Raw genomic sequence first — 23679 nt, 5'->3', positions numbered from 1 at the left:
CGCGGTTTCATTCCGTGACCGTGAATGACCACAGAGAGCGGTGTCGTCACTCTGTGAGCGCCCGTGCCGTCGCCTCGTCGACCACGATCTCCGTCGCGAGGCGGGCGGCGAGGGCACCGCGGAGGCTCGCGAGCTTGGAGACCCCCGACACGACGCAGACGCGGCGCTCGACACGGCGGAGGACGTCGAAGCGGGGACCGGTGGCGCGGTCGTTGAGCGGAATGCCGTCACTCGAACCGTCGGCGCGGTAGAACACCGTCGCGACATCGCCGACGACGGACTGCGCCTCGAGTCGTTCGAGGTCGCGCGGCTCGAGGTAGCCGCCCGAGTACACGTGGCTCGGCACACGCGAATCCGCCGATCCGGTGCTGAAGACGACGAGATCCATCGCCTCTTGCAGCGCGAGGATCCGGCGTGTGCTGCGCTCGCGCCACATCGCCCGCTTCGTGGCGGGGTCGTCGAAGAAGGCGGGGACGGGGAACTGCTGCGCGCTCCCTCCGTAGGCAGCGGCGAACCGACTGAGGATCTCACTGGCGTAGAGGAGTCCCGTGGTCTTCGTGTTCCCCGACCCGTTGAGCTGCACGAACGTCGTCCCGCGCACCGACTTGGGAACCAGCCGGCGGCTCATCGCGGCGGTCGTCGCCCCCCACGCGACGCCGATCGTCATGTCGGAGTGGATGATCTCACCCAGGAGGTGCGCCGCGGCAACGGCGACGCGTTCGAGTCGGTCGACCTCGCTCGCGTCATCGGCGACGGGGACGACGTGGGCGACGACTCCGAACCGGCGTGCGATGCTCTCCTCGAGCCGCTGCGGTGCGTCGAACGGCGAGCGGACCCGGATGTCGACGATGCCCGTCGCCCGCGCGTGTGCGAGCAGACGCGACACCGTCGAGCGGGATGTCGCCAGCTCCGCCGCGATGGCCTCCATCGTGCGCTCCTGCACGTAGTAGAGGTGCGCAGCGGTGAGCGCGCGTTGCGTGAGCCCTGAGTCGTCGATGTCCTCCATAAGGCAATCCTGCACATATGTGCAAGGTGGATGCAAGAACGACCATCGGTGTGACAATGGACCACGAAGCCACCACGAGACACGGGAGTGCAGCATGACGCGTCGCGGATTCGACGAGCTGAAGGACCGGCCCTACGCCGACGTCCTCATCATCGGGGGCGGAATCAACGGCCTCGCGACGTTCCGCGATCTCGCGCTGCAGGGGGTCGACGTCGCTCTCGTCGACCGTGCGGACTTCGTGAGCGGCGCCTCGGCGGCCTCATCCCACATGATCCACGGCGGCATCCGCTACCTCGAGAACGGCGAGTTCCGTCTCGTGCACGAAGCGGTCACGGAGCGCAACGCCCTCCTGCGCACGGCACCTCACTACGTTCGCCCGCTCCAGACCACGATCCCGATCTACTCGACGTTCTCGGGGGTCCTCAGCGCACCCCTGCGCTTCCTTCGTCACGGCAGCGGCAAGCCGCGCGAGCGCGGCGCCGCGCTCATCAAGGTCGGCCTCGTCATCTACGACTCCTTCTCGCGCGGTGGCGGCCGGGTTCCGCGGCACGCCTTCCACGGACGCCGCCGTTCCCTGTCGCTTCTGCCGCACCTCAATCCGGCCGTGAAGTACACCGCCACCTACTGGGATGCCTCCCTCCACGACCCCGAGCGGCTCGCCCTCGACCTGCTCCGCGACGGCCGGGAGGCCGGTGGCGCGAATGCACGTGCGGCGAACTACACGGCTGCAGCGGGAACCCGCGACGGCAAGGTCGTCCTGCGCGACGACGAGACGGGTGAGGACGTCGCCTTCGCGGCATCCGTCATCGTCAACGCCTCGGGGCCATGGACCGACCTCACGAACGCGGCGCTCGACGACCCCACGACCTACATGGGCGGCACGAAGGGATCGCACATCGTCATCGACGATCCCGAGCTCCTCGCCGCAACGGGAGGACGAGAGCTGTTCTTCGAGCACGAAGACGGCCGGATCGTGCTCATCTACCCCCTCAAGGGGCGCGTCCTCGTGGGAACGACGGATCTCGAGCACGACATGGCCGACCCGATCGTCTGCACCGAAGAGGAAGTGGACTACTTCTTCTCGCTCATCTCGCACGTCCTTCCGAGGATCAAGGTCGACCGTTCGAAGATCGTCTATCGCTTCTCGGGCGTGCGGCCTCTTCCCGGTCACGGAGACGTCGCGCCGGGCTTCGTCTCGAGGGACTACCGCGTCGAGTCGCAGCAGCTCGAGGGCAGCGACGGCGCGACCGTCTTGAGCCTCGTCGGCGGCAAGTGGACGACCTTCCGGGCATCCGCCGAGCATCTCGCCGATCGTGCGCTCGACCTGTTGGCCCGGCCGCGCCGCCGGTCGACGCGAGGGCTGTCCATCGGCGGCGGGCGCGGCTACCCCACGACCGAGCGCGCGCGTCACCAGTGGGTCGCCGACCACGAGGAGAGCCTCGGAATGGTGCGGACCGCGACACTGCTCGACCGCTACGGAACCGTTGCGGCGCAGGTGATCGAGGCGATCGCTGCCGACGCCGACGACGCGCCGCTCACGACCGTGCCGGCCTACAGCAGCGGCGAGCTGCGACACCTCGCGCGGAGCGAGCAGGTCGTGCACCTCGACGACGTCCTCCTGCGACGGACGAGCCTCGCGTTCACGGGTGCCGTGACGGCCGAATCGGCCCGCGAGATCGCCGAGGCCATCGCGCCGGTCATGGGCTGGGATGCCGAGACGACATGTGCCGAAGTCGACCGCGGGCTCGCGCGGGTTCACGCCGCCGACCCGGCGTGGCTCGCCGAGAACGCGCAGGCGTGACCGCTCGACGTCGGTAGCCTGGCTCGACGGCGCAACTCGAAGAGGAGAACCAGTGGCAGACCACGTTCTGGCGATCGATCAGGGAACCACGTCGACGCGCGCGATCATCTTCGATGACGCGGGGCACATCGTGTCGACGGCCCAGCGGGAGCACCAGCAGATCCTTCCCCGCGCAGGGCGGGTCGAGCACGACCCCGTCGAGATCTGGACGAACACCGAGTGGGTTGTGGCTTCCGCGTTGTCGCAGGCAAGCCTGTCGGCGGGAGCCATCGCCGGCGCCGGAGTGACGAACCAGCGTGAGACGGTCATCGTGTGGGACCGACGCACGGGGCGACCCGTCCACAATGCACTCGTCTGGCAGGACACCCGCACGCAGCCGCGCATCGACGCGCTCATCGCCGACGGCGGTGTCGACCGCTTCGCCGGCACGACGGGCCTTCCCCTCGCGACGTACTTCTCGGCGTCCAAGCTCGCGTGGATCCTCGACCACGTCCCGGGCGCGCGTGAGTCCGCGGAGGCGGGGGACCTCCTCTTCGGGACGCCCGACACGTGGGTCGTCTGGAACCTCTCGGGCGGAAGCCGCGGCGGCATCCATGTGACGGACGTCACGAACGCGAGCCGCACTCTCCTCATGGACCTCGAGACGCTCGACTGGTCCGACGAGATGCTCGCCGTCTGGCGCATTCCGCGCGCGATGCTGCCCGAGATCCGGTCGTCGTCCGAGATCGTGGGCGACGTGCAGCTTCCCGGCGTCGCGCGGGGCATCCCGATCGCCGGCATCCTCGGCGACCAGCAGGCGGCGACCTTCGGCCAGGCCGCCTTCGGCGACGGCGAATCGAAGAACACCTACGGCACCGGCAACTTCCTCCTCGTCGGAACCGGCACCGAGATCGTCCGGTCGCAGCACGGTCTCATCACGACGGTCGCGTACCGCCGCGGCGACGAGCCGGCCCACTACGCCCTCGAGGGATCGATCGCCGTGACGGGCTCGCTCGTGCAGTGGCTGCGCGACAACCTCGGCATCATCCAGCGCTCGGAAGACGTCGAGGCACTCGCTGCCACGGTGGAGGACAACGGCGGTGCGTACTTCGTGCCCGCCTTCTCCGGGCTCTTCGCCCCGTACTGGCGCCCCGACGCGCGGGGGGCCCTCGTCGGCCTCACGCGCTATGTCAACAAGGGGCACATCGCGCGCGCGGCGTTGGAGTCGACGGCCTTCCAGAGCCGTGACGTCATCGAGGCGGTCGCCGCCGACTCCGGCCGTGATCTCACCGAGCTGCGGGTCGACGGCGGGATGACGCGGAACAACACCCTCATGCAGTTCCAGGCCGACATCCTCGGCATCCCGGTCGTGCGTCCCCGCGTCGTCGAGACGACCGCGCTCGGCGCTGCCTATGCCGCGGGACTCGCGACGGGGGTCTGGGACTCGCTCGACGATCTCCGCACCCACTGGCGTGAGGACCGCAGGTTCGAGCCGCAGATGGACGAGGACGAGCGGGAGCGCCGCTACCGCCAGTGGAAGAAGGCGGTCTCGAAGTCGCTCGACTGGGTCGACGACGACGCCCGCACCCTCATGGGCACGACGGGCGACTGACTCTCTCCGCTACTTCAGCAGCCGCGAGAGCCGCCGGTCGGCGAGGATCTTCCCGCCCGTCTGGCACGTGGGGCAGTACTCGAGCGAGTTGTCGGCGAAGAACACGCTCCGCACCTCGTCGCCGCACACGGGACACGCTTCTCCGCGGCGTCCGTGCACGTGCATCCCTCGACGCTTCGCGTCCTTCAACTCGGCGGGAGGCTTGCCGGATGCCGCGGCCACCGCCTCCGCGAGAGTCGACTGCAGCGCGGCGAAGAGCCGGTCGATATCGGCGTCGGAGAGGTTCGCGGCCATCGCGTACGGCGACATCTTCGCGGCGTGGAGGATCTCGTCGGAGTAGGCGTTGCCGACCCCGGCGATGATCGACTGGTCGCGGAGCACGCCCTTGATCTGCGTGCGGCGGCCCTCGAGCAAGCGTCCGAACGTCTCGCGATCGAAGTCGGGGGCCAGCGGGTCGGGACCCAGCCGGGCGATGCCCGGCACGCTGTCGGGCTCGCGGACGACGGAGATCGCGAGCGACTTCTTCGTGCCTGCCTCGGTGAGGTCGAACCCCGAGTCGTCGTCGAAGACGACCCGCAGCGCGATGGGGGTCTTCCCCGGGCGGATGACCGTCGGCGGCATCCGGTCCGTGAACCGCAGCCATCCGGCCTTCGCGAGGTGGAAAACGAGGTGGGGCCCCGTCGTGGCCAGATCGATGAACTTGCCGTGGCGCACGGCATCCGTCACCTCGCACCCGACGAGCCGGTCGATCGGCGGGTCGTATGTTTTCAGTGCCGCGATGTTCGCGACGGTGACCTTCGTGATGGTGCGTCCGACGAGGCGCTCGCGGAGGAAGTCGACGAGCCCTTGGACCTCGGGCATCTCGGGCATGGGCCCATCCTGCCACGCGGCTCCGACGCCGGTGCGGCTGTCGTCAGGCGCCGTCGAGGACGGGCCAGTCCTGCGGCGTCCGGTCGTCCGTCGCGAGGAGGCCGGCGATCCACCCGTCGTCACGTCCGCGATGGCTCGAGAGCCCCTGCCGGAGGAGGCCCTCGTAGCGGAACCCCAGACGTCGCGCGGCGCGCGCCGACCCGATGTTGCCCACGACGGCACGCCACTCGAGGCGTGGGAGGTTCAGGCCCTCTGGCGAGAATCCCCAGTCGACGACGGCTGCGGCCGCCTCGGTGAGGACCCCACGTCCTCGCGAGCCCGGTGACACCCAGTAGCCGAGTTCGACGGCGCCGCGACCGTGGTGGTACAGGCCGATCATCCCGGCGAGTTCGTCGCCGTCGCGGATCGCCCAGGTCTGCTCGACGCCGCTCTCCCACCTGCCCGCGACCGTGGAGACGAAACCCTCGGCGTGCGAGCGCTCATAGGGCGACGGGACGGTCGTGTAGCGCTGGATCTCGGCGTCCTGGCAGGCCTCGAAGATGGCGTCGATATCGCCCTCGACGGGAACGGACAAGACGAGACGTTCGGTGTGCAGGGTCACGGGTTCCACGCCGCCAGGCTACCCGGCGGCACTGTGCCACAACTCCGCCTCGCCCGCATCGGCACCCTGAGGCGGAGGCGGGATCTCGGCGATCGGGGTGGGTGCTGTGAAATTCCAGGCGGAGTTGTGACACACCCGTCGCCTTCTCCACAGTCCTGGGTGCGGGTCCGGATATCCCCAGATCCGCCCTCACCCCGCCCGCGCGGACCCTGAGGCCACCACGGTGGGACCCATGATCGCGAACCACGACGTTTATACGCGCGAGGCATTGCTGGCGATGGGGATCACGCGCCGGTCCCTCGCTCGTCTGCTCGCGTCCGGCGAACTCGTGCGCCTGCGCCGTGACAGGTACGTGCACCCTGATGCGCCGGAGCCACTCAAAGACGCCGTCCGGATTGGCGGGCGGCTCACTTGCCTGAGCCTCCTTCAGATGAACGGAGTGTTCGTCTTCGCGAACGAGCGCGTGCATGTGCATGCGCTCGCCGGGGCCAGTCGTCTCCGTTCGGCCAACCGATCCGTTCCCCGACTCGAGCCACGCGCGGTCCGTTCACAGCGACTTCACTGGCTGCCCCTTCTCGAGCCGGACGCCTCGACCGGGGCGCGTGTGTCGTTCGTCGATGCCGTCCTGCAGGCCGTGCACTGTCTCCCGCCGCGCCATGCGGTTGCGACCATCGACAGCGCCCTGAACCTCGGACTGGTGTCGCCGGACGACATCGACACGATCTTCGGTGCCCTACCACGACGATTCGCGGTACTGCGGGGGTTGATCGACGGTCGTGCACAGTCCGGTCCCGAGACGCTGGTGCGGCTCATTCTGCGGGCCCTGGGCTGCCAGGTCGAGCTACAGGCGTCGTTCGACAGGGTTGGGTTCGTGGACATCTTGGTCGATGACTGGCTGGTCATCGAATGCGACAGCAAGCAGTTCCACTCGGACTGGCAGCAGCAGATCAAGGATCGCAATCGAGACCTCGTGATGGCGAGTTACGGCTACGTCACCCTGCGGCTCACCGCCGCCGACATCATGTATCGCCCCGCCGACGTCCTCGCCGCGCTCCGGGGGCTGCTTCGCGTGCACGACGGATGTCGCGTGTTCTGACGCAGCGTGTCATAGCTCCGCCTGGATTTCGATGACAGCCCGGCAAGCCTGTCAGTTTCAGAGGTGCGCCGGGCCGGGCCCGGAAGTCAGGCGGAGTTGTGGTGCGAGTCAGCGGCGACGGAGCAGGCCGACGCGGTCGTAGACGTCCGAGAGGGTTTCGTCGGCCACGGCCTGGGCCTTCGCCGCGTTGGCGGCGAGGACGCGATCGAGTTCTGCGGGGTCGTCGAGCAAATCGAGCGCGCGCTGGCGCACGGGACCGAACTCGTTCACGACGACCTCGGCGAGGCCCTTCTTGAAGTCGCCGTAGCCGCGACCGGCATACTCGTCCTCGATCGCGGGGATCTGCCGACCGGTGAGCGCCGCATAGATCACGAGGAGGTTCGAGACGCCCGGCTTGTTCTCCCGGTCGTAGCGCACCGTTCCATCGGAGTCTGTCACGGCACGCATGACCTTCTTCGCCGAGACGGACGGGTCATCGAGGAGCCACAGAGTTCCCGCATCGGACTCGGCCGACTTCGACATCTTCGACGTCGGGTTCTGCAGGTCGTAGATGCGCGCGGTGTCCTGCTGGATGACCGGCATCGGGACCGTGAACGTCTGGCCGTAGCGTGAGTTGAACCGCTCCGCGAGGTCTCGCGTGAGTTCGACGTGCTGCTTCTGGTCGTCACCGACCGGCACGATGTCGGTCTGGTAGAGCAGGATGTCGGCCGCCATGAGGACGGGGTAGGTGAAGAGCCCCACCGAGGTGGCGTCGGAGCCGTAGCGGGTCGACTTGTCCTTGAACTGCGTCATGCGCCCTGCTTCGCCGAACCCCGTGATCGTCGAGAGCACCCACGCGAGCTCGGGGTGGGCGGACACATGCGATTGAACGTAGAGCGTCGACTTCGAGGGCTCGATCCCCGCCGCGATGTACTGAGCCGCCGTTCGCCGCGTCTTCTCGCGCAGCTCTGCGGGATCGTTCGGCTGCGTGAGCGCGTGGAGATCGACGACGGAGAAGAAGGCGTCGTAGGACTCCTGCAGATCGCGCCACTGCAGGAGAGCGCCGATGTAGTTGCCGACCTGGAGGGAGTCGGCAGAGGGCTGCATACCGGAGTAGAGACGCGGTTTATTCACTCCTCGATCCTACGGGCGGCGGCGTGACTCAGGATGCCGCGAGCCCCAGCGCGTAGTCGGCCACGACGGGCGCATGGTCGCTCCACCGCGTGTCCCACGACGGGGCGCGGACGACGCGGTAGCTGCTCACCCGATCGGCGAGCAGCGGAGTCGCGAGGTGGTAGTCGATCCGCCAGCCCGTGTCGTTGTCGAACGCCTTGCCCCGGTTGGACCACCACGTGTAGGGGCCGTCGACATCGCCCGCGAACCGCCGGCCGACGTCGACCCAGCCGAGGCCGAGTCCGGACGAACCGTCGACGCCCACGACGGGTTCGCCGGCCTCCCCGAGGAACCGGTCGAAGTACGCGCGCTCGCGGGGGAGGAATCCGGCCTTCTTGACGTTCCCGCGCCAGTTGCGAATGTCGAACTCGCGATGACCCACGTTGAGATCGCCCATCACGACGGCCAGGGGCGATGCGGCGGCGAGCTGCGGCATCCGCTTCTCCATGGCATCGAGGAACGCCCACTTCGCATCTTGCTTGGCGGTGTCGGCCTCGCCCGTCGGAACGTAGGCGCTCACGACCGCGAGGCGCTCGCCCTCGACGTCGAAGTCGACCTCGAGCCACCGCCCGGCGGAATCGAGGGCCTCGTCATCACCGAGGACGCGCCGGACGTCGAGCCACTCGGACCGCGATGCCACCGCGACACCGGCGCGACCCTTGGCGAGCGCCTCGTCGTTGACGAGATTCCAGCCCGGGAGAGCGGTCGCGAGCTCGTCGCGCGTCGCCCGAACCTCTTGAAGAGCCATGATGTCGACGTCTGCCTCCTCGAGCCAGGCGAGCATGCCCTTGCGGGCGGCGGCGCGGATTCCATTGACGTTGACAGAGGCGATGCGGACACGGCGAGACACGCCCGCCAGCCTAGCCGCGGGCACCGACACCGGCACCGACACCGGCGTCGGCATCCGCGTCAGTCGAAGAGTGAACCGCGTCGAGGAGGCGGCGGTGCCGACGCCTCGAGGTCGGAGAGGCGTTCGCGGGCATCCTGCACGGCGCGCTCGGCTCGCCATTTGCGGTACCACGGGGCCTTCTCGCGCTCCTCCCGTGCCGTCCGCAGCCGCACCCGCGCCGCGACGATCAGGGCTTCGTGCTCGCGGGCCCGCCGCTCCTCCTCCGTCTGTTCCAGTAGTGGCAGGTCCTTGTCGGATGCCGCGACGGCGATCCACGCGGATGCCACGAGGATGATGACGCCGACGATCCGGAACCAGAGGAGCAGACCGACGAAGATCGCGAACGTGGCGAGCAGAGGGTTGGTCGGCGTGTAGCTGAGGAGCAATCCCGCACCGACCTGGAGGACGGTGACGGCCCCGCCGCCGAGGAGGGCGCCCGGCCACACCTGCCGCCAGTGCAGAGAAGCCCCCGTGAGGAACTTCACGAGGGCCGCGAGTGCGCTCGAGTAGAGCACGAAGGAGACGACGATGGATGCCAGGCGAAGGCTCACCTGGTACCACTGCGTGTCGAGCGAGACTCCGAAGAGATCGAAGATGAGGCTCAGCGCCCACGTGCCGATCGACGTCGCCGCGGAACCCAGGAGGAGCGCTATTCCGAAGATGACGGCGGCGAGGAGGTCGCGGGCCTTGAGGAGGAAATAGCTGCGGCGATCGGGCGGGATCGCGAAGATGTCTCGCACGGCCCGGCGCGCGAAGGTCACGAATCCGATCGCGGTCCAGATGACCGTCCCGAGCGCGATGATTCCCGTCACTCCAAGGACGCCGGCGCTCTCCGTCGCGATCTGCGTCACTTGTGCCGTCGTGAAGAGACCCGTGCCGGGGTCGTCGGAGATGAGATCGGGGATGTAGCTGTTGATGACGTTGATGAGGCCATCGATGGCTTCCTCGCTGCCGCCGAGCCAAAGACCAGTCACGGCGAAGCCGACGTAGATCGCGGCGAAGATCGCGAAGAGCGCCTGGTAGCTCACCCCCGCGGCGAGGAGGAAGCCGTTGTGCTGGAGGAAATGCCGCCACACGCGGACGGGGAACCAGCCCAGCGTCCGCTTCGTGATGAGTGTCGCGCGGCTGATCGGCGCGTCGAAGCGCTCGCGCAGGCTCTCCTGCGTCGCTTCCCACCGCGCGCGGAGCGTCGCGTCGTCCGTGGTGTCGACCGCGCGCGCGTCGTCGTCTTTCGACGGATTCGGCGATCGGCGGTCAGTCACCCTGCCAGATTAGCGAGGAGCGGATGCCGCAGCCCTCGCCGGATCGCGGAACCAGCGTACGAAGAAGAGGATCGCCACGAGTGCGACGGCCGGAAGCAGGAACGCCGGTCCGAGCCCCGGTGCATCCGCCAGCAGGCCCAGCACGACGGCGCCGAGGATCGATCCGGCGTAGTTGAACAGATTGACGCGCGCGATGACCTGGTCGCTGTGAGCGGGGTCGAGGTCGCCCGCTGCGCCGAAGGTCACGGGGAGCAGGATGCCGCTGGCCAGCCCCGCGATCGCGAAGCCGGCGATTGCGACGGCGGGCACCGGCACGAGGGCGACGAGTGCGCAGCCGATCGCCGCGAGGACCGAGGAGGATGCCACGAGCCGTGCCCGTCCGACGAGCGGGATGAGCCTGTCGGTCGCGAGTCGCGAGATGAGGACGACGCCCTGATACGCGGCGTAGCCGAGGGGAGCCACCCAGGCGAGCGCGGAGAGGTCGTCTGCGAGGTAGACCGTGCTCCATGTGCTCACGGCGGAGTCGGCGATGAAGACGGCGAGGATGACGAGTCCGAAGGCCCAGATCCCCGCGCGGGGGAGGATCGATCGCTCGGCGCGGGGGAGGGCTTCGTCGACCGGCTCGTCGCGTGCGAAATGCCGCGCACCGAAGAGCGCCGCGGCGAGGGCGACGACGGCGGCGGTCACGATCGCGATGCCGGCCGCGGCTGCCGAGAGCGCGATCGCCGAGACGAGGAGGGCGCCGATGATCGCCGCGACGGTGGCGGCGGCGAAGAAGCTTCCGAGGAGGTGGCGTCCGTAGCTGCGCTGCACGGTGACGCCTTGCATCGCAGCCGCAGCGTCGACGCAGCCGAGTCCGATACCGAAGACGGCCCATGCCGCGACGAAGACGCCGAAGGGCGTCGGGAAGGCGATGACGGGAAGCGCGATGCTCTGCACGACGAGCCCGAGGACGAGCGACGCGCGGCTCCCGAAGCGCACCGCGACGGCATTGGCGAGAACGGATCCGCCCGCCGCCGCGAGCGCGACGCCGAGGACGATGAGCGAGACGACCGTGTCGTCGACGCCCTGCCGGAGTTTGAGCGCCGGAAGCGACGTCACGACGACGGCGTAGCCGAGACCCTGAGCCGCGTACGCGCCCGTCACCGCCACTCGCGCGAGGCGCTCCGTCGCAGGCGTCAGGGGGAGTCGTGCGCGGGAGGCATGCGGCATCCGCTCATCGTGCCACGACACCGTCGCTCCGGCACAGCCCCCTGGGAGGCTCGTAGCTTAGGAACGACCGCGAAGTACGGCCTGCTTGACCTCGGCGATGGCCTTGGTCACCTCGATGCCGCGGGGGCAGGCCTCGGTGCAGTTGAAGGTCGTGCGGCAGCGCCAGACGCCTTCCTTGTCGTTGAGGATGTCGAGGCGCACGTCGCCGGCGTCGTCGCGGGAGTCGAAGATGAAGCGGTGCGCGTTGACGATCGCCGCGGGACCGAAGTACTGCCCGTCGGTCCAGAAGACGGGGCACGACGACGTGCAGGCGGCGCAGAGGATGCACTTCGTGGTGTCGTCGAAGACCTCGCGGTCGACGATCGACTGGATGCGCTCCTTGCCCGGCGCGGGCTTCGAGCTCGAGATGAGGAACGGCTGCACTTCGCGGTAAGAGGCGAAGAACGGCTCCATGTCGACGACGAGGTCCTTCTCGAGCGGCAGCCCCTTGATCGCCTCGACGTAGATGGGCTGCGAGATGTCGAGGTCCTTGATGAGCGTCTTGCACGCCAGACGGTTGCGGCCGTTGATCCGCATCGCGTCGGACCCGCAGATGCCGTGGGCGCACGAACGGCGGAAGGTCAGCGAGCCGTCGACCTCCCACTTGATCTTGTGGAGGGCGTCCAGCACGCGGTCGGTCGAGTAGAGCTCGACGTCGTAGTCCACCCAGCGCGGCTCTTCGTCGATCTCGGGGTTGAACCGGCGGATGATGAACGTGACGAGGAACGACTGGATGCCGGTGTCGTCTGCGGTCTCGGCGTCGATCTGCTCGATCGCGTCCGGCTCGACGAGTGCTGTCGACATCAGTACTTCCTCTCCAACGGCGGGTACCGCAACTCGCCCGCCTCGTTCTTCGTGAACACGACCGGCTTCCAGTCGAGGCGGATGTGGTCCTCGGAGTGCGAGGAGCCGGCATCGCCCGAAAGGTAGGCCATCGTGTGCTGCATGTACTGCTCGTCGTCGCGCGTCGGGAAGTCGTCGCGCATGTGACCGCCGCGGCTCTCCTTGCGGTTGCGCGCCGTCACGACGACGACCTCGGCGATGTCGAGCAGGAACCCGAGTTCGACCGCCTCGAGCAGATCCGTGTTGAACCGCTTGCCCTTGTCGTCCACGTGGATGTTCTTGTAGCGCTCGCGCAGCTCCTCGATGACGTCGAGGACTTCACCGAGCGACTCGTCGGTGCGGAACACCTGGGCCTTGCGGTCCATCTCATCCTGGAGCTTCTTGCGGAGTACGGCGATCCGCTCGGTGCCCTGGTTGGCGCGCAGGCCCTCGATGAGCTCGCGGACCTCCTTCGCGGGGTCCTCCGGCAGCGGAACGAATTCGGCGGTCTTGACGTACTCGACGGCGTTCTTGCCAGCCCGCTTGCCGAAGACGTTGATGTCGAGGAGCGAGTTCGTGCCCAGGCGGTTCGAGCCGTGGACCGAGACGCACGCGCACTCGCCGGCGGCGTAGAGGCCCGGCACGACGGTCGTGTTGTCGCTCAGCACCTGTGCGTCGTTGTTGGTGGGGATGCCGCCCATGGCGTAGTGCGCCGTGGGCATGACGGGCACCGGCTCCACGACGGGGTCGACCCCGAGGTAGGTCCGCGCGAACTCCGTGATGTCGGGGAGCTTCGTCTCGAGCACTTCGGCGCCGAGGTGCGTGCAGTCGAGGAGCACGTAGTCGCGGTGGGGGCCGGCTCCGCGACCTTCCGCGACCTCCTGCACCATGCAGCGGCTCACGATGTCACGCGGTGCGAGGTCCTTGATCGTCGGGGCGTACCGCTCCATGAAGCGCTCGCCCGAGACATTGCGGAGGATGGCGCCCTCTCCGCGCGCGCCCTCCGTGAGGAGGATGCCGAGGCCCGCGAGTCCTGTCGGGTGGAACTGGAAGAACTCCATGTCCTCGAGAGGAAGGCCCTTGCGCCAGATGATGCCGACGCCGTCTCCCGTGAGGGTGTGGGCGTTCGACGTCGTTTTGAAGATCTTGCCGAATCCGCCTGTCGCGAAGATGACGGCCTTCGAGTGGAAGACGTGGAGGTCTCCCGTCGCGAGGTCGTAGGCGACGACGCCGGCGATCTCGGTCGAACCGTCATCCTTCTTCACGGTAATGAGGTCGAGCACGTAGTACTCGTTGAAGAAGTTGATGCCGAGCTTGACGCAGTTCTGGAAGAGCGTCTGCAGGATCATGTGACCCGTGCGGTCGGCGGCATAGCAGGCCCGGCGGACCGGGGTTTTGCCGTGGTCGGCGGTGTGGCCGCCGAAGCGCCGCTGATCGATCTTGCCGTCGGGCGTGCGGTTGAACGGCAGGCCCATGTTCTCGAGATCGATGACGGCGTCGATCGCCTCTCGCGCGAGGATCTCAGCGGCATCCTGGTCGACGAGGTAATCGCCGCCCTTGACGGTGTCGAAAGTGTGCCACTCCCACGAGTCCTCTTCGACGTTCGCGAGCGCCGCGGCCATGCCGCCCTGCGCCGCGCCCGTGTGCGAACGCGTGGGGTACAGCTTCGTGATGACGGCGGTTCGGGCGCCGGATCCCGCCTCGATCGCGGCGCGCATGCCGGCCCCGCCCGCGCCCACGATCACGATGTCGAACTCGTGGTAGTGGACGCCGTCCTTGACGTAGCTGTCGGTCGTCTGGGTGCTCACAGGTGGGTTGCCTCTGTCGTTTCGATGCGGAGGGGGCGGATGTCGCGACTCAGTTGGCCGAGCACTTCTCGATCAGCCAGTCGGTCGTGCTCGTCTCGATCCCGATGCACGGGTCGAAGGTGAACACGACGAGCGTGCCGAGGAGGATGAGGAAGCCGGCCGAGATCCACAGCGCCCAGACGAGGACGCGACGCGTCGTCTCGCCCGCGACGTAGTCGTTGACGATCGTGCGCATGCCGTTGGCGCCGTGGATGAGTGCGAGCCAGAGCATCAGCACGTCCCACCACTGCCAGAACGGCGTGGCGAACTTGCCCGCGACGAACGCGAAGTCGATGCCGTGGATGCCTTCGCCGACCATCAGGTTGATGAAGAGGTGTCCGAAGATCAGCACGATGAGCAGCACGCCCGAGACGCGCATGTAGATCCAGCCGGCCTTCTCGAGGTTCGGACCCTTGCGGCGGACCGAGGCGCGCGGGGCGCGGGGATCGGCGATGGTGGCCATCAGTGCTCTCCTCCCCAGCCTGTGCTGAACACGATCGAGAGGTGGCGGACCGAGAAGGGAATCATGGTCGCGAGCCACAGCCCGATGACGCCCCACCAGAGCTGGCGCTGGTGCCGGGTGGCCCATGACCAGAAATCAACGAGGATGATGCGCAGCCCGTTATAGGCGTGGTAGGCGACGGCGGCGACGAGCACCACTTCGCCGATGCCCATGATCGGGTTCTTGTACGAACTCATCACGGCGTTGTACGCCTCGGGCGATACGCGGATCAGTGCGGTGTCGAGCACGTGCACGAGGAGGAAGAAGAAGATCGCGATGCCGGTGATGCGGTGAAGCACCCACGACCACATTCCTTCATTGCCTCGGTACAGCGTCCCCCGGGGGACGCGCGACGTGGTCTCTGATACCGACGGTGCGACGCGGGTTGGTGCCGACACGGTCGTCCTCCCTGGCTCGAACACGGGTGAGGGGCAGGTCCATGCCCCGGGATGACCGGTCTCAGGGAACGGTCACCGGCGTCACGCGGGCGCTGCGTCCATCCTATTCCCGGTTCCGGGAGAGGGGCGACGAAGGCGACCCTTATGGTCCCTTCTTCCGGAGGGATTTCGTCGGAGGAAAGATCGTGTGAAGTTTCGGGATGCCGTGGCTCTGCGCCGTGGCATCCCCCGCGCGCTGACTAGGTTGGAGGCCATGACCGATCCGATCCCCGACTTCTATGCCGTCATCCCCGCCGGAGGCATCGGGAGCCGCCTGTGGCCGCTGTCCCGTGCCGACGCGCCGAAGTTCCTCCACGACCTGACCGGCTCCGGTCGGTCGCTGCTGCGTGCGACATGGGATCGGCTGGAGCCTCTCGCGGGAGCCGACCGCATCGCCGTGGTCACCGGTCGAGCACACCGCGCGGCCGTCGAGGGGGAGCTTCCCGGCATCCCCGACAAGAACGTCTTCCTCGAGTCCGAGCCGCGCGACTCCACGGCGGCGATCGGCCTCGCGGCGGCGATCCTCGCGCGCCGCAATCCCGAGGTGATCATCGGATCCTTCGCCGCGGACCACGTGATCCGCGTGCCGCACCTCTTCGAGTGGGCCGTGCGTCAAGCAGTCGCGACGGCTCGCGAGGGCTACATCACGACGATCGGCATCCAGCCGTCCGAGCCGTCCGTGGGCTTCGGCTACATCAAGAAGGGCGACGAACTCATCGTCGAGGGCGCTCCGGAGGCAGCTCTCGTGGAGAGCTTCGTCGAGAAGCCCGACCTGGAGACGGCCAAGACCTACTTCGCCGAGCGCTCCTACCTCTGGAACGCCGGCATGTTCATCACGCGGGCCGACGTGCTTCTGTCCGAGATCGCCGCCAACCGTCCCGAGCTGCACGCGGGACTCCTCGAACTCGCCGAGGCGTGGGACGACCGCGAAGCCCGCGGGCCTGTCGTCGACCGCGTGTGGCCCGGCCTCGAGAAGATCGCCATCGACTACTCGGTCGCCGAACCGGCTGCCGCCAAGGGCCGACTGGCCGTCATCCCCGGCCACTTCGACTGGGACGACGTCGGCGACTTCGCGAGCCTCTCCAAACTCAACTCGGGCGGTCGGTCCGAGAACCTCGCGATCCTCGGCGAGAACGCGCGGATCCTCGCGGATGCCGCAACCGGCATCGTCGTGAGCAACACCCCCCGTGTCATCAGTGTCATCGGCGTGAAGGACATCGTCGTGGTGGACACGGCGGACGCACTGCTCGTCACGACGACCGAGCACGCGCAGCGGGTCAAGGGTGTCGTCGACGCTCTCAAGCTCACGGGGCGCGGCGACGTCCTCTGACGCGGATCCCGCGGCATCCGTATCGGCTCTGTTGCGTCTTTGTAACCATTGGCCTCAGGGGGCCGGGAGCGTGCGCAACCACCGCGTCACACTAGGTAATCTTTACCGTCCCCGTGAGAGACGCGGGGGAAGGATGTGGAGGCTGAGTTGACCATCTCACGCACCAAGAAGCTCGCCGGCGTCGCGGCGGCCGCAGGCATCGCCCTCGCCCTCGCGGGCTGTGGAGCAGCTCCCGAGACGGAGGAGGGCACGACGGCACCCGAAGCCGGTTCGGACTTCCTCCCCTGCCTCATCTCGGATGAGGGCGGTTGGAACGACCGCTCGTTCAACCAGTCGGCCAAGGAGGGCATGGACCGCGCGCTCGAGGAACTCGACGTCGACGGCATCGAGCTCGAGTCGACCACGCCGAACGACTACGCGCCCAACCTCGAGACCCTCGTCTCGGAAGGCTGCACGTTCATCGTGTCGGTCGGGTTCAACCTCTCGGCCGCCACGGTCGAGTCGGCGCTCGCGAACCCCGACGTGGACTACGCGATCATCGACGACTACGCAGACAACGACTTCGACGGCACGACGGATGCCCCGAACATCAAGCCCCTCGTCTTCAACACGGCGGAGGCCGCCTACCTCGGTGGCTACGCATCGGCCGCATGGTCGGCGCAGAGCGGCGTGAACAAGGTCGGCACCTTCGGCGGCATGCAGATCCCGTCGGTCGCCGTGTTCATGGACGGCTTCCAGCTCGGTGTCGAGAAGTACAACGAAGACATGGGTGGAGCGGTCGAGGTCTTCGGCTGGGACATCGCGACGCAGGAAGGCGCCTTCACGGGCGGCTTCGCGGCCAACGACACCGCCAAGCAGACGGCGCAGGGCATCCTCGACCAGGGTGTCGACGTGCTCCTCCCCGTCGGCGGACCGATCTACGTCAGCGCTGCCGCGGCCATCTCCGAGGGCAGCAACGAGGTCGCCATGCTCGGCGTCGACAGCGACCTGGTCGTCGCCGACGAAAGCGTTGCCGACATCACGCTCGTCTCGATCATGAAGGCCATCGACGTCGCCGTCTACGACGCGACCATTGCGGCCGCGAGCGGCGAGTTCGATGTCGCGCCCTACGTGGGCACGCTGGAGAACGAGGGCGTCAAGCTCTCGAGCTTCCACGACTTCGAGTCGCAGCTGCCCGATGGTCTCCTCGACGAGCTCACGGCTCTGCAGGAGCAGATCATCTCGGGTGACATCGTGGTGGAGTCGCCGAACTCCCCGTAAGCGGGCAGAGTCCGCATCGGGGCGAGTGACGGTCCGCCGTCACTCGCCCCGATCGGCGTCGACTGGGGTGTCGGATCGCTCCTCCTCACCGGAGAGGGCCACGGGTAGGGTGCACATATGAAGCTCGAGCTACGGCGAATCACGAAGCGATTCGGCAGTCTCGTCGCCAACGACCACATCGATCTCGTCGTCCAGCCGGGCCGCATCCAGGCGCTCCTGGGTGAGAACGGCGCGGGCAAGTCGACGCTCATGAATGTCCTCTACGGCCTCTACCAGGCCGACGAGGGGGAGATCCTGCTCGACGACGTCGTCCAGCACTTCCGTGGCCCCGGTGACGCGATGGCCGCAGGGATCGGGATGGTCCATCAGCACTTCATGCTGATCCCCGTCTTCACGGTCGCCGAGAACGTCATGCTCGGTCACGAGAACACGAAGGCCCTCGGGGCCCTCGACCTCGCCGCAGCGCGAAAGCACGTGCGCGACGTCGCGGATCGTTTCGGATTCCAGATCGACCCCGACGCCCTCGTCGGGGATCTCCCCGTCGGCGTCCAGCAGCGGGTCGAGATCATCAAGGCGCTCTCGCGCGACGCGAAGGTGCTCGTGTTCGACGAGCCCACCGCTGTGCTCACGCCGCAGGAGACCGACGAGCTCATGACGATCATGCGCCAGCTCCGAGACGAAGGCACCTCGATCGTCTTCATCACCCACAAGCTCCGGGAAGTCCGCGAAGTGGCGGACGAGATCACCGTCATCCGCTTGGGGAAGGTCGTCGGCACCGCCTCGCCCACCGCCACGAACGCCGAACTGGCCTCTCTCATGGTCGGTCGCGCGGTCGAGCTGACGGTGCACAAGGACCCCCCGAGGCTCGGCGACGGCGGGCTCGAAGTCCGCGGTCTGCGCGTCTTCACGGCTGACGGCACGGTCGTCGTCGACGACGTCGACTTCGACGTGCGACCCGGCGAGATCCTCGCGATCGCGGGCGTCCAGGGGAACGGGCAGACGGAGCTCGTCGAGGCGATCGTCGGACTGGAGCCCCGCATGGAGGGCTCCATCAGCCTGGACGGCGTCGAGCTCGCGGGTCGGAGCGTCCGCGGCATCCTGGATGCGGGCGTCGGATTCGTTCCCGAGGACCGCACGGAGGACGGACTCGTCGGCGCGTTCTCGGTCGCGGAGAACCTCATCCTCGACCGTTCCGGCGATGCGGAGTTCGTGCGCTTCGGCACGATCCGACGCGATGCCCTCGACGAGTTCGCCCGCGAGCGCATCACCGAGTACGACATCCGCACGCAGGGCCCGGCGTCTCCCGCTGGTTCTCTGTCGGGCGGCAACCAGCAGAAGGTCGTGATCGCGCGCGAGATGAGTCGTGAACTGCGGCTGCTCGTCGCGGCGCAGCCGACCCGCGGTGTCGACGTGGGATCGATCGAGTTCATCCACAAGCGCATCGTCGAGACGCGCGACAGCGGCATCCCCGTCGTGGTCGTCTCGACGGAGCTCGACGAGGTCACGGCGCTCGCCGACCGCATCGCCGTCATGTACCGGGGCGCCATCGTCGGCATCGTCCCCGGCGACACGCCCCGAGACGTCCTCGGTCTCATGATGGCCGGCGCGACCGAGGCGGGAGCAGCAGCATGAGCGGAACGACGCCCGGCACCGACGACGTGATGCAGCCCGGCGGGCAGCTTCCCCGCGCCACGGGTCCGCTCACGGGCCAGGACCCGCCTCCGCCTCCGCGCAGCAGCGTGTTCCTCAAGGAGCTCCTGCGCGGAAGCGCCGTGACGACCTTCCTCGCGATCGTTCTCGCGCTTCTCGTCGGCGGCATCCTCATCGCGGTCACGAATGAAGACGTGCAGGAAGCGGCGGGATACTTCTTCGCCCAGCCGGGGGACACGTTCGCCGCCATCTGGAACGCCGTCTACGGGGGATACGAAGCGCTCTTCCGCGGGGCGGTCTTCAACGCCCGCGGCGCCGACTTCGCCGCCCAGATCCGTCCGCTGACGAACTCGCTCGGGTTCGCCGCGCCCCTCATCGCTGCAGGTCTCGGTGTCGCACTCGCGTTCCGCGTCGGCCTGTTCAACATCGGCGCACGCGGTCAGATGCTCATGGGTGCGATCTTCGCCGCGTTCTTCACCTTCAACCTCGACCTCCCGATGTGGCTGCACCTGCCCACGACGCTCCTCGCGGGCATCGTCGGCGGCGCGCTCTGGGGTGGCCTGGTCGGAGTCATCAAGGCGGTGACGGGCGCGCACGAGGTGATCCTCACGATCATGCTCAACTACGTCGCGTACTACCTGCTCCTGTGGATGATCCGCACGCCCGGACTGCTGCAGAAAGAGGGGACGAACCAGCCGATCTCCGCTGCGACGCCGGAGTCCGCCCAGTTCCCCGACCTTCTCGGTCCCGCCTTCCCGGCACTCGACTGGGGCTTCGTGATCGTCGTGCTCGCGACCCTCCTCGTGTGGTGGGTCATCGAGCGCTCGAGCCTCGGCCTCCGCCTTCGCGCGGTCGGCGAGAACCCCCACGCAGCGCTCGCCGCGGGCATCAGCGTCAAGCGGATCTACGTCTACGCGATGCTCTTCGCGGGCGGCCTCGCAGGCCTGGCCGCGATGAACCAGATCCAGGGGTCCGTCACGACCGGATTCTCCGGCACGATCGACGCGGGCATCGGCTTCGACGCCATCACCGTCGCGCTCCTCGGTCGGAGCCGCGCATGGGGCACGTTCGCCGCCGGCATCCTTTTCGGCGCTCTCAAGTCGGGCTCCTTCTCGATGCAGGCCCAGGGGATCCCCGTCGACATCGTGCTCGTCGTGCAGGCGCTCATCGTGCTGTTCATCGCTGCGCCGCCGCTCCTGCGCACGATCTTCTTCCTCCCCAAGAGCGACGCCGAGAAGGCCGCCAAGGCCAGAGCCAAGGCGTCGAAGAAGGCGGTGTCGGCATGAGCGCCTCGACCTCCACGATGATCGACGACGGACGGATGCCGCTCACGACCGTCAAGGTGCGCCACCTGAAGGTGCCGATCGTCCTCATCGTCGTCACGGTGCTGCTCGGGGCGCTGTTCGCGCTCGTGCCGCGATCGGGTGAGAGCACCTTCCGACTCGGCGACGCATCGTCCGTCATCGCTCTGCCCGACATCGTCCTGCCGACGGCTCTGACGTGCTGGGTCATGCTGGCACTGCTGGCGATCCTGACGGCATGGGAGTTCTGGGAGGCCTGGTCGTACCGCCGCGTCCCGCTCTGGCTCACCGTCGCGTACGGCGCATTCGGTGTCTTCGCCTTCCTCGTCTGGGCGGGCGCAGGTGGCCTCGTTCCCGTCTCGAGCCTCCTCGTCGGTGCGGTGTCGCTGTCGGTGCCGCTCGTGTTCGGCGCCCTCGGCGGTGTCATCGGCGAGCGTGCGGGTGTCGTCAACGTCGCGATCGAGGGCCAGTTCCTCCTGGGCGCCTTCTCGGCTGCGATGCTCTCGAGCCTGACCGGCAACCCCTTCGTCGGACTCATCGGCGCCATGATCGGCGGCGTCCTCGTCGCGTTCGTCCTGGCCGCGTTCGCGATCAAGTACCTCGTCGAGCAGGTCATCGTCGGTGTCGTGCTCAACGTCCTCGTGACGGGCCTGACGGGCTTCCTCTACGGGGCGCTTCTCGTTCCGAACGAGGCGCAGCTCAACAACCCCGTGAGGTTCGAGCGGATCAAGATCCCGCTGCTCGGCGACATCCCCATCCTGGGTCCCGTGCTCTTCAACCAGACCTTCATCGTGTACCTCATGTTCATCACGGTGCCGCTCGTCGCGTGGGGCCTCTACCGCACCCGCTGGGGCCTGCGCCTCCGCGCCGTCGGCGAGCACCCGCAAGCGGCCGACACCGTGGGCATCAAGGTCAACGCGACCCGGTTCTGGAACGTCTCGCTCGCGGGCGCCATCGCCGGCATCGGCGGTGCCTACTTCACGCTCGTGTCGGTTCCTCAGTTCGGAAAGGAGATGACGGCGGGCCTCGGCTTCATCGCGCTGGCCGCGGTCATCTTCGGACGCTGGGATCCCATCCGGGCCTCGCTCGCAGCCCTCATGTTCGGTTTCGTCACGAACCTGCAGAACCTGCTGACGATCCTCCGTACGCCCATTCCTAGCGAGTTCATGCTCATGCTTCCGTACGTCGTGACGATCATCGCCGTCGCGGGCTTCGCGGGACAGATCCGGGGGCCAGCAGCCGCCGGAAAGCCATACATCAAGGGGTGACCCACGTGACCGATATCGACTGGGACGAGCTACGCGTCGCAGCAACCGACGCCATGACACGCGCCTATGCGCCGTACTCGCGCTACAAGGTGGGGGCCGCCGCCCTCGTCTCCGACGGACGCGTCGTGACGGGATGCAACGTCGAGAACGCCTCCTACGGCGTGGGCCTGTGCGCCGAATGCGGACTCGTCAGCGACCTGCAGATGTCGGGCGGCGGGCAACTCGTCGCGTTCGTCTGCGTCAACGGTCAGGGTGAGACGATCATGCCGTGTGGGCGCTGCCGACAGTTGCTGTACGAGTTCGCGCTTCCCGGCATGCTGCTCGAGACCGTCTCCGGCATCCGCACGATCGACGAAGTGCTCCCCGACGCGTTCGGGCCGCGTGACCTCGAGGATGCCGCACGATGACGGGCCTCGAGCCCTACGACGCCGTCGACGTCATCCGCGCGAAGCGCGACGGCGGGCTCGTGCCCGAGGCTGAACTCCGCTGGATGGTCGATGCGTACACGCGCGGATACGTCGCCGACGCGCAGATGGCGTCCTTCGCGATGGCGGTGCTCCTCAACGGCATGACGAGGGATGAGATCCGCGTCATGACCGACGCGATGATCGCCTCCGGCGAGCGGATGAGTTTCGCGGGTCTCGGCAAGCCGACCGTCGACAAGCACTCGACGGGCGGCGTCGGCGACAAGATCACCCTGCCGCTGGCTCCGCTCGTGGCATCCTTCGGTGTCGCCGTGCCGCAGCTGTCCGGTCGCGGTCTCGGCCACACGGGCGGCACGCTCGACAAGCTCGAGTCGATCCCCGGCTGGCGCGCGGCTCTCGACAACGACGAACTCTTCGCCCAGTTGCGCGACGTCGGAGCCGTCATCTGCGCCGCCGGCTCGGGTCTCGCCCCCGCCGACAAGAAGCTCTACGCGCTGCGCGACGTCACGGGGACGGTCGAGGCCATCCCGCTCATCGCGTCCAGCATCATGTCGAAGAAGATCGCCGAGGGCACCGACTCTCTCGTGCTCGACGTCAAATTCGGCTCGGGGGCGTTCATGAAGGACCCCGACCGGGCCCGTGAGCTGGCTCGCACGATGGTCGCGCTCGGCACCGATTCGGGCGTCGCGACGACGGCGCTCCTCACCGACATGGACACGCCGCTCGGTCTCGCGATCGGCAACGCGAACGAAGTGCGCGAGTCGGTCGAGGTGCTCGCGGGGGGCGGCCCGTCCGATGTCGTGGAGCTCACCGTCGCACTTGCTCGCGAGATGCTGACCCTCGCAGGTCAGCCCGACGCCGATGTCGAGGCCGCGCTTCGCGACGGACGTGCGATGGACTCCTGGCGCGCCATGATCCGCGCGCAGGACGGCGATCCGGATGCCGCGCTCCCCGCGCCCCGCGAAACCCACACCGTCGTGGCATCCGAGACGGGGTTCGTCACGCGGATGGACGCTCTGCCCTTCGGTATCGCGGCGTGGCGCCTGGGCGCAGGACGCGCGCGGGCCGAGGATCCCGTCCTCCACGCGGCGGGGATCGACCTGCACGTCAAGCCCGGCGATCATGTCGCGGCGGGACAGCCGGTGTTCACGCTCCTCGGGCAGGACGCCTCGCGGTTCGACCGCGCTCTCGACGCCCTCAACGGGGCATGGGAGGTCGGTGCTGAGGCACCGGCGACGCATCCGATCGTGCGGGAGCGCATCACCGCGTGACGGGGGGCGCCCAGAGCGTGCAGACTTGACCCCGCAAGACACCCGAA

General features: G+C 68.1%; 21 protein-coding genes. 10 read left to right on the top strand and 11 right to left on the bottom strand.

Annotation, left to right across the window (positions count from 1 at the left end; translation table 11 throughout):
* Window positions 1-46 precede the first annotated feature (46 nt).
* Window positions 47-1006, bottom strand: coding sequence for a sugar-binding transcriptional regulator (locus tag FBY39_RS16230; protein ID WP_141933703.1), 960 nt, complete (start codon window positions 1004-1006; stop codon window positions 47-49).
* Between the two features lie 94 nt (window positions 1007-1100).
* On the opposite strand from FBY39_RS16230, the gene FBY39_RS16225 reads away from it, so the two are divergent.
* Window positions 1101-2807, top strand: a complete 1707-nt coding sequence (locus tag FBY39_RS16225) for a glycerol-3-phosphate dehydrogenase/oxidase (protein ID WP_141933701.1) — start codon at window positions 1101-1103, stop codon at window positions 2805-2807.
* Window positions 2808-2859: 52 nt separating this feature from the next.
* On the top strand, window positions 2860-4398 hold the full coding sequence (gene glpK, locus FBY39_RS16220) for a glycerol kinase GlpK (protein WP_186336973.1): 1539 nt from the start codon (window positions 2860-2862) through the stop codon (window positions 4396-4398).
* Between the two features lie 9 nt (window positions 4399-4407).
* Here the strand turns inward: glpK and FBY39_RS16215 are convergent, their stop codons facing one another.
* Both FBY39_RS16215 and FBY39_RS16210 read right to left on the bottom strand, forming a co-directional pair.
* Complete coding sequence (locus FBY39_RS16215) at window positions 4408-5268, bottom strand: Fpg/Nei family DNA glycosylase (RefSeq protein ID WP_141933697.1); 861 nt, start codon at window positions 5266-5268, stop codon at window positions 4408-4410.
* Window positions 5269-5311: 43 nt separating this feature from the next.
* Window positions 5312-5878 (bottom strand): GNAT family N-acetyltransferase, encoded by a 567-nt coding sequence (locus FBY39_RS16210; RefSeq protein WP_141933695.1) that lies wholly within the window; start codon window positions 5876-5878, stop codon window positions 5312-5314.
* A gap of 223 nt (window positions 5879-6101) precedes the next feature.
* Here FBY39_RS16210 and FBY39_RS16205 point away from each other — a divergent pair, with 223 nt between their 5' ends.
* On the top strand, window positions 6102-6965 hold the full coding sequence (locus FBY39_RS16205; protein ID WP_260838041.1) for a type IV toxin-antitoxin system AbiEi family antitoxin domain-containing protein: 864 nt from the start codon (window positions 6102-6104) through the stop codon (window positions 6963-6965).
* Window positions 6966-7073: 108 nt separating this feature from the next.
* Here the strand turns inward: FBY39_RS16205 and trpS are convergent, their stop codons facing one another.
* From trpS to sdhC, 8 genes are read right to left on the bottom strand one after another with little or no spacing between them, the layout of a single operon-like run.
* On the bottom strand, window positions 7074-8078 hold the full coding sequence (gene trpS, locus FBY39_RS16200; protein ID WP_141933693.1) for a tryptophan--tRNA ligase: 1005 nt from the start codon (window positions 8076-8078) through the stop codon (window positions 7074-7076).
* A 28-nt stretch (window positions 8079-8106) separates the two neighbouring features.
* The gene (locus FBY39_RS16195) at window positions 8107-8967 is read right to left on the bottom strand and encodes an exodeoxyribonuclease III (RefSeq protein WP_186336972.1); all 861 of its coding nucleotides are present in this window, start codon (window positions 8965-8967) and stop codon (window positions 8107-8109) included.
* Between the two features lie 59 nt (window positions 8968-9026).
* Window positions 9027-10268, bottom strand: a complete 1242-nt coding sequence (locus FBY39_RS16190; protein ID WP_141933689.1) for a YihY/virulence factor BrkB family protein — start codon at window positions 10266-10268, stop codon at window positions 9027-9029.
* 9 nt (window positions 10269-10277) lie between these two features.
* Entirely contained in the window at window positions 10278-11480 is a 1203-nt protein-coding gene (locus tag FBY39_RS16185; RefSeq protein WP_141933687.1) for an MFS transporter, read from the bottom strand.
* 57 nt (window positions 11481-11537) lie between these two features.
* Window positions 11538-12323 carry a succinate dehydrogenase iron-sulfur subunit gene (locus FBY39_RS16180; protein WP_141933685.1) on the bottom strand — a complete coding sequence of 262 codons (786 nt, stop codon included), beginning with the start codon at window positions 12321-12323 and terminating at the stop codon, window positions 11538-11540.
* The gene (gene sdhA / locus FBY39_RS16175; RefSeq protein WP_141933683.1) at window positions 12323-14149 is read right to left on the bottom strand and encodes a succinate dehydrogenase flavoprotein subunit; all 1827 of its coding nucleotides are present in this window, start codon (window positions 14147-14149) and stop codon (window positions 12323-12325) included. Before sdhA ends, FBY39_RS16180 begins: the two co-directional genes overlap by 1 nt.
* Window positions 14150-14198: 49 nt before the next feature.
* Window positions 14199-14651: a succinate dehydrogenase hydrophobic membrane anchor subunit gene (locus FBY39_RS16170; protein WP_141933681.1), complete on the bottom strand. Its 453-nt coding sequence runs from the start codon at window positions 14649-14651 to the stop codon at window positions 14199-14201.
* Window positions 14651-15088, bottom strand: coding sequence for a succinate dehydrogenase, cytochrome b556 subunit (sdhC, locus tag FBY39_RS16165; RefSeq protein WP_141933679.1), 438 nt, complete (start codon window positions 15086-15088; stop codon window positions 14651-14653). The genes FBY39_RS16170 and sdhC overlap by 1 nt, the downstream gene beginning before the upstream one ends.
* Window positions 15089-15341: 253 nt before the next feature.
* On the opposite strand from sdhC, the gene FBY39_RS16160 reads away from it, so the two are divergent.
* The 7 genes from FBY39_RS16160 to FBY39_RS16130 all read left to right on the top strand — a co-directional run bounded on the left by FBY39_RS16160 (window position 15342) and on the right by FBY39_RS16130 (window position 23632).
* On the top strand, window positions 15342-16457 hold the full coding sequence (locus tag FBY39_RS16160; RefSeq protein WP_141933677.1) for a mannose-1-phosphate guanylyltransferase: 1116 nt from the start codon (window positions 15342-15344) through the stop codon (window positions 16455-16457).
* Window positions 16458-16604: 147 nt separating this feature from the next.
* Complete coding sequence (locus tag FBY39_RS16155; protein WP_141933675.1) at window positions 16605-17717, top strand: BMP family protein; 1113 nt, start codon at window positions 16605-16607, stop codon at window positions 17715-17717.
* Between the two features lie 117 nt (window positions 17718-17834).
* Window positions 17835-19349 (top strand): ABC transporter ATP-binding protein, encoded by a 1515-nt coding sequence (locus FBY39_RS16150; RefSeq protein ID WP_141933673.1) that lies wholly within the window; start codon window positions 17835-17837, stop codon window positions 19347-19349.
* Window positions 19346-20653: an ABC transporter permease gene (locus FBY39_RS16145; protein ID WP_141933670.1), complete on the top strand. Its 1308-nt coding sequence runs from the start codon at window positions 19346-19348 to the stop codon at window positions 20651-20653. Before FBY39_RS16150 ends, FBY39_RS16145 begins: the two co-directional genes overlap by 4 nt.
* Window positions 20650-21936 carry an ABC transporter permease gene (locus FBY39_RS16140; RefSeq protein WP_141933668.1) on the top strand — a complete coding sequence of 429 codons (1287 nt, stop codon included), beginning with the start codon at window positions 20650-20652 and terminating at the stop codon, window positions 21934-21936. The genes FBY39_RS16145 and FBY39_RS16140 overlap by 4 nt, the downstream gene beginning before the upstream one ends.
* Window positions 21937-21941: 5 nt before the next feature.
* The gene (locus FBY39_RS16135) at window positions 21942-22343 is read left to right on the top strand and encodes a cytidine deaminase (protein ID WP_141933666.1); all 402 of its coding nucleotides are present in this window, start codon (window positions 21942-21944) and stop codon (window positions 22341-22343) included.
* Window positions 22340-23632 carry a thymidine phosphorylase gene (locus tag FBY39_RS16130; RefSeq protein ID WP_141933664.1) on the top strand — a complete coding sequence of 431 codons (1293 nt, stop codon included), beginning with the start codon at window positions 22340-22342 and terminating at the stop codon, window positions 23630-23632. Before FBY39_RS16135 ends, FBY39_RS16130 begins: the two co-directional genes overlap by 4 nt.
* Window positions 23633-23679 lie beyond the last annotated feature (47 nt).

It is taken from the genome of Microbacterium sp. SLBN-146 (assembly GCF_006715145.1).
GTDB lineage: Bacteria > Actinomycetota > Actinomycetes > Actinomycetales > Microbacteriaceae > Microbacterium.
The sequence above is the reverse complement of the archived record's forward strand: the minus strand, read 5'-3'. Positions and strand labels throughout refer to the sequence as shown.

What these genes read in the sequence shown, in the direction of transcription:
- FBY39_RS16230 (WP_141933703.1), bottom strand. Translation starts at nt 1,006, where the DNA reads ATGGAGGACATCGACGACTCAGGGCTCACGCAACGCGCGCTCACCGCT.
- FBY39_RS16225 (WP_141933701.1), top strand. Translation starts at nt 1,101, where the DNA reads ATGACGCGTCGCGGATTCGACGAGCTGAAGGACCGGCCCTACGCCGAC.
- FBY39_RS16215 (WP_141933697.1), bottom strand. Translation starts at nt 5,268, where the DNA reads ATGCCCGAGATGCCCGAGGTCCAAGGGCTCGTCGACTTCCTCCGCGAG.
- FBY39_RS16205 (WP_260838041.1), top strand. Translation starts at nt 6,102, where the DNA reads ATGATCGCGAACCACGACGTTTATACGCGCGAGGCATTGCTGGCGATG.
- FBY39_RS16185 (WP_141933687.1), bottom strand. Translation starts at nt 11,480, where the DNA reads ATGCCGCATGCCTCCCGCGCACGACTCCCCCTGACGCCTGCGACGGAG.
- FBY39_RS16180 (WP_141933685.1), bottom strand. Translation starts at nt 12,323, where the DNA reads ATGTCGACAGCACTCGTCGAGCCGGACGCGATCGAGCAGATCGACGCC.
- FBY39_RS16170 (WP_141933681.1), bottom strand. Translation starts at nt 14,651, where the DNA reads ATGGCCACCATCGCCGATCCCCGCGCCCCGCGCGCCTCGGTCCGCCGC.
- FBY39_RS16160 (WP_141933677.1), top strand. Translation starts at nt 15,342, where the DNA reads ATGACCGATCCGATCCCCGACTTCTATGCCGTCATCCCCGCCGGAGGC.
- FBY39_RS16150 (WP_141933673.1), top strand. Translation starts at nt 17,835, where the DNA reads ATGAAGCTCGAGCTACGGCGAATCACGAAGCGATTCGGCAGTCTCGTC.
- FBY39_RS16145 (WP_141933670.1), top strand. Translation starts at nt 19,346, where the DNA reads ATGAGCGGAACGACGCCCGGCACCGACGACGTGATGCAGCCCGGCGGG.
- FBY39_RS16140 (WP_141933668.1), top strand. Translation starts at nt 20,650, where the DNA reads ATGAGCGCCTCGACCTCCACGATGATCGACGACGGACGGATGCCGCTC.
- FBY39_RS16130 (WP_141933664.1), top strand. Translation starts at nt 22,340, where the DNA reads ATGACGGGCCTCGAGCCCTACGACGCCGTCGACGTCATCCGCGCGAAG.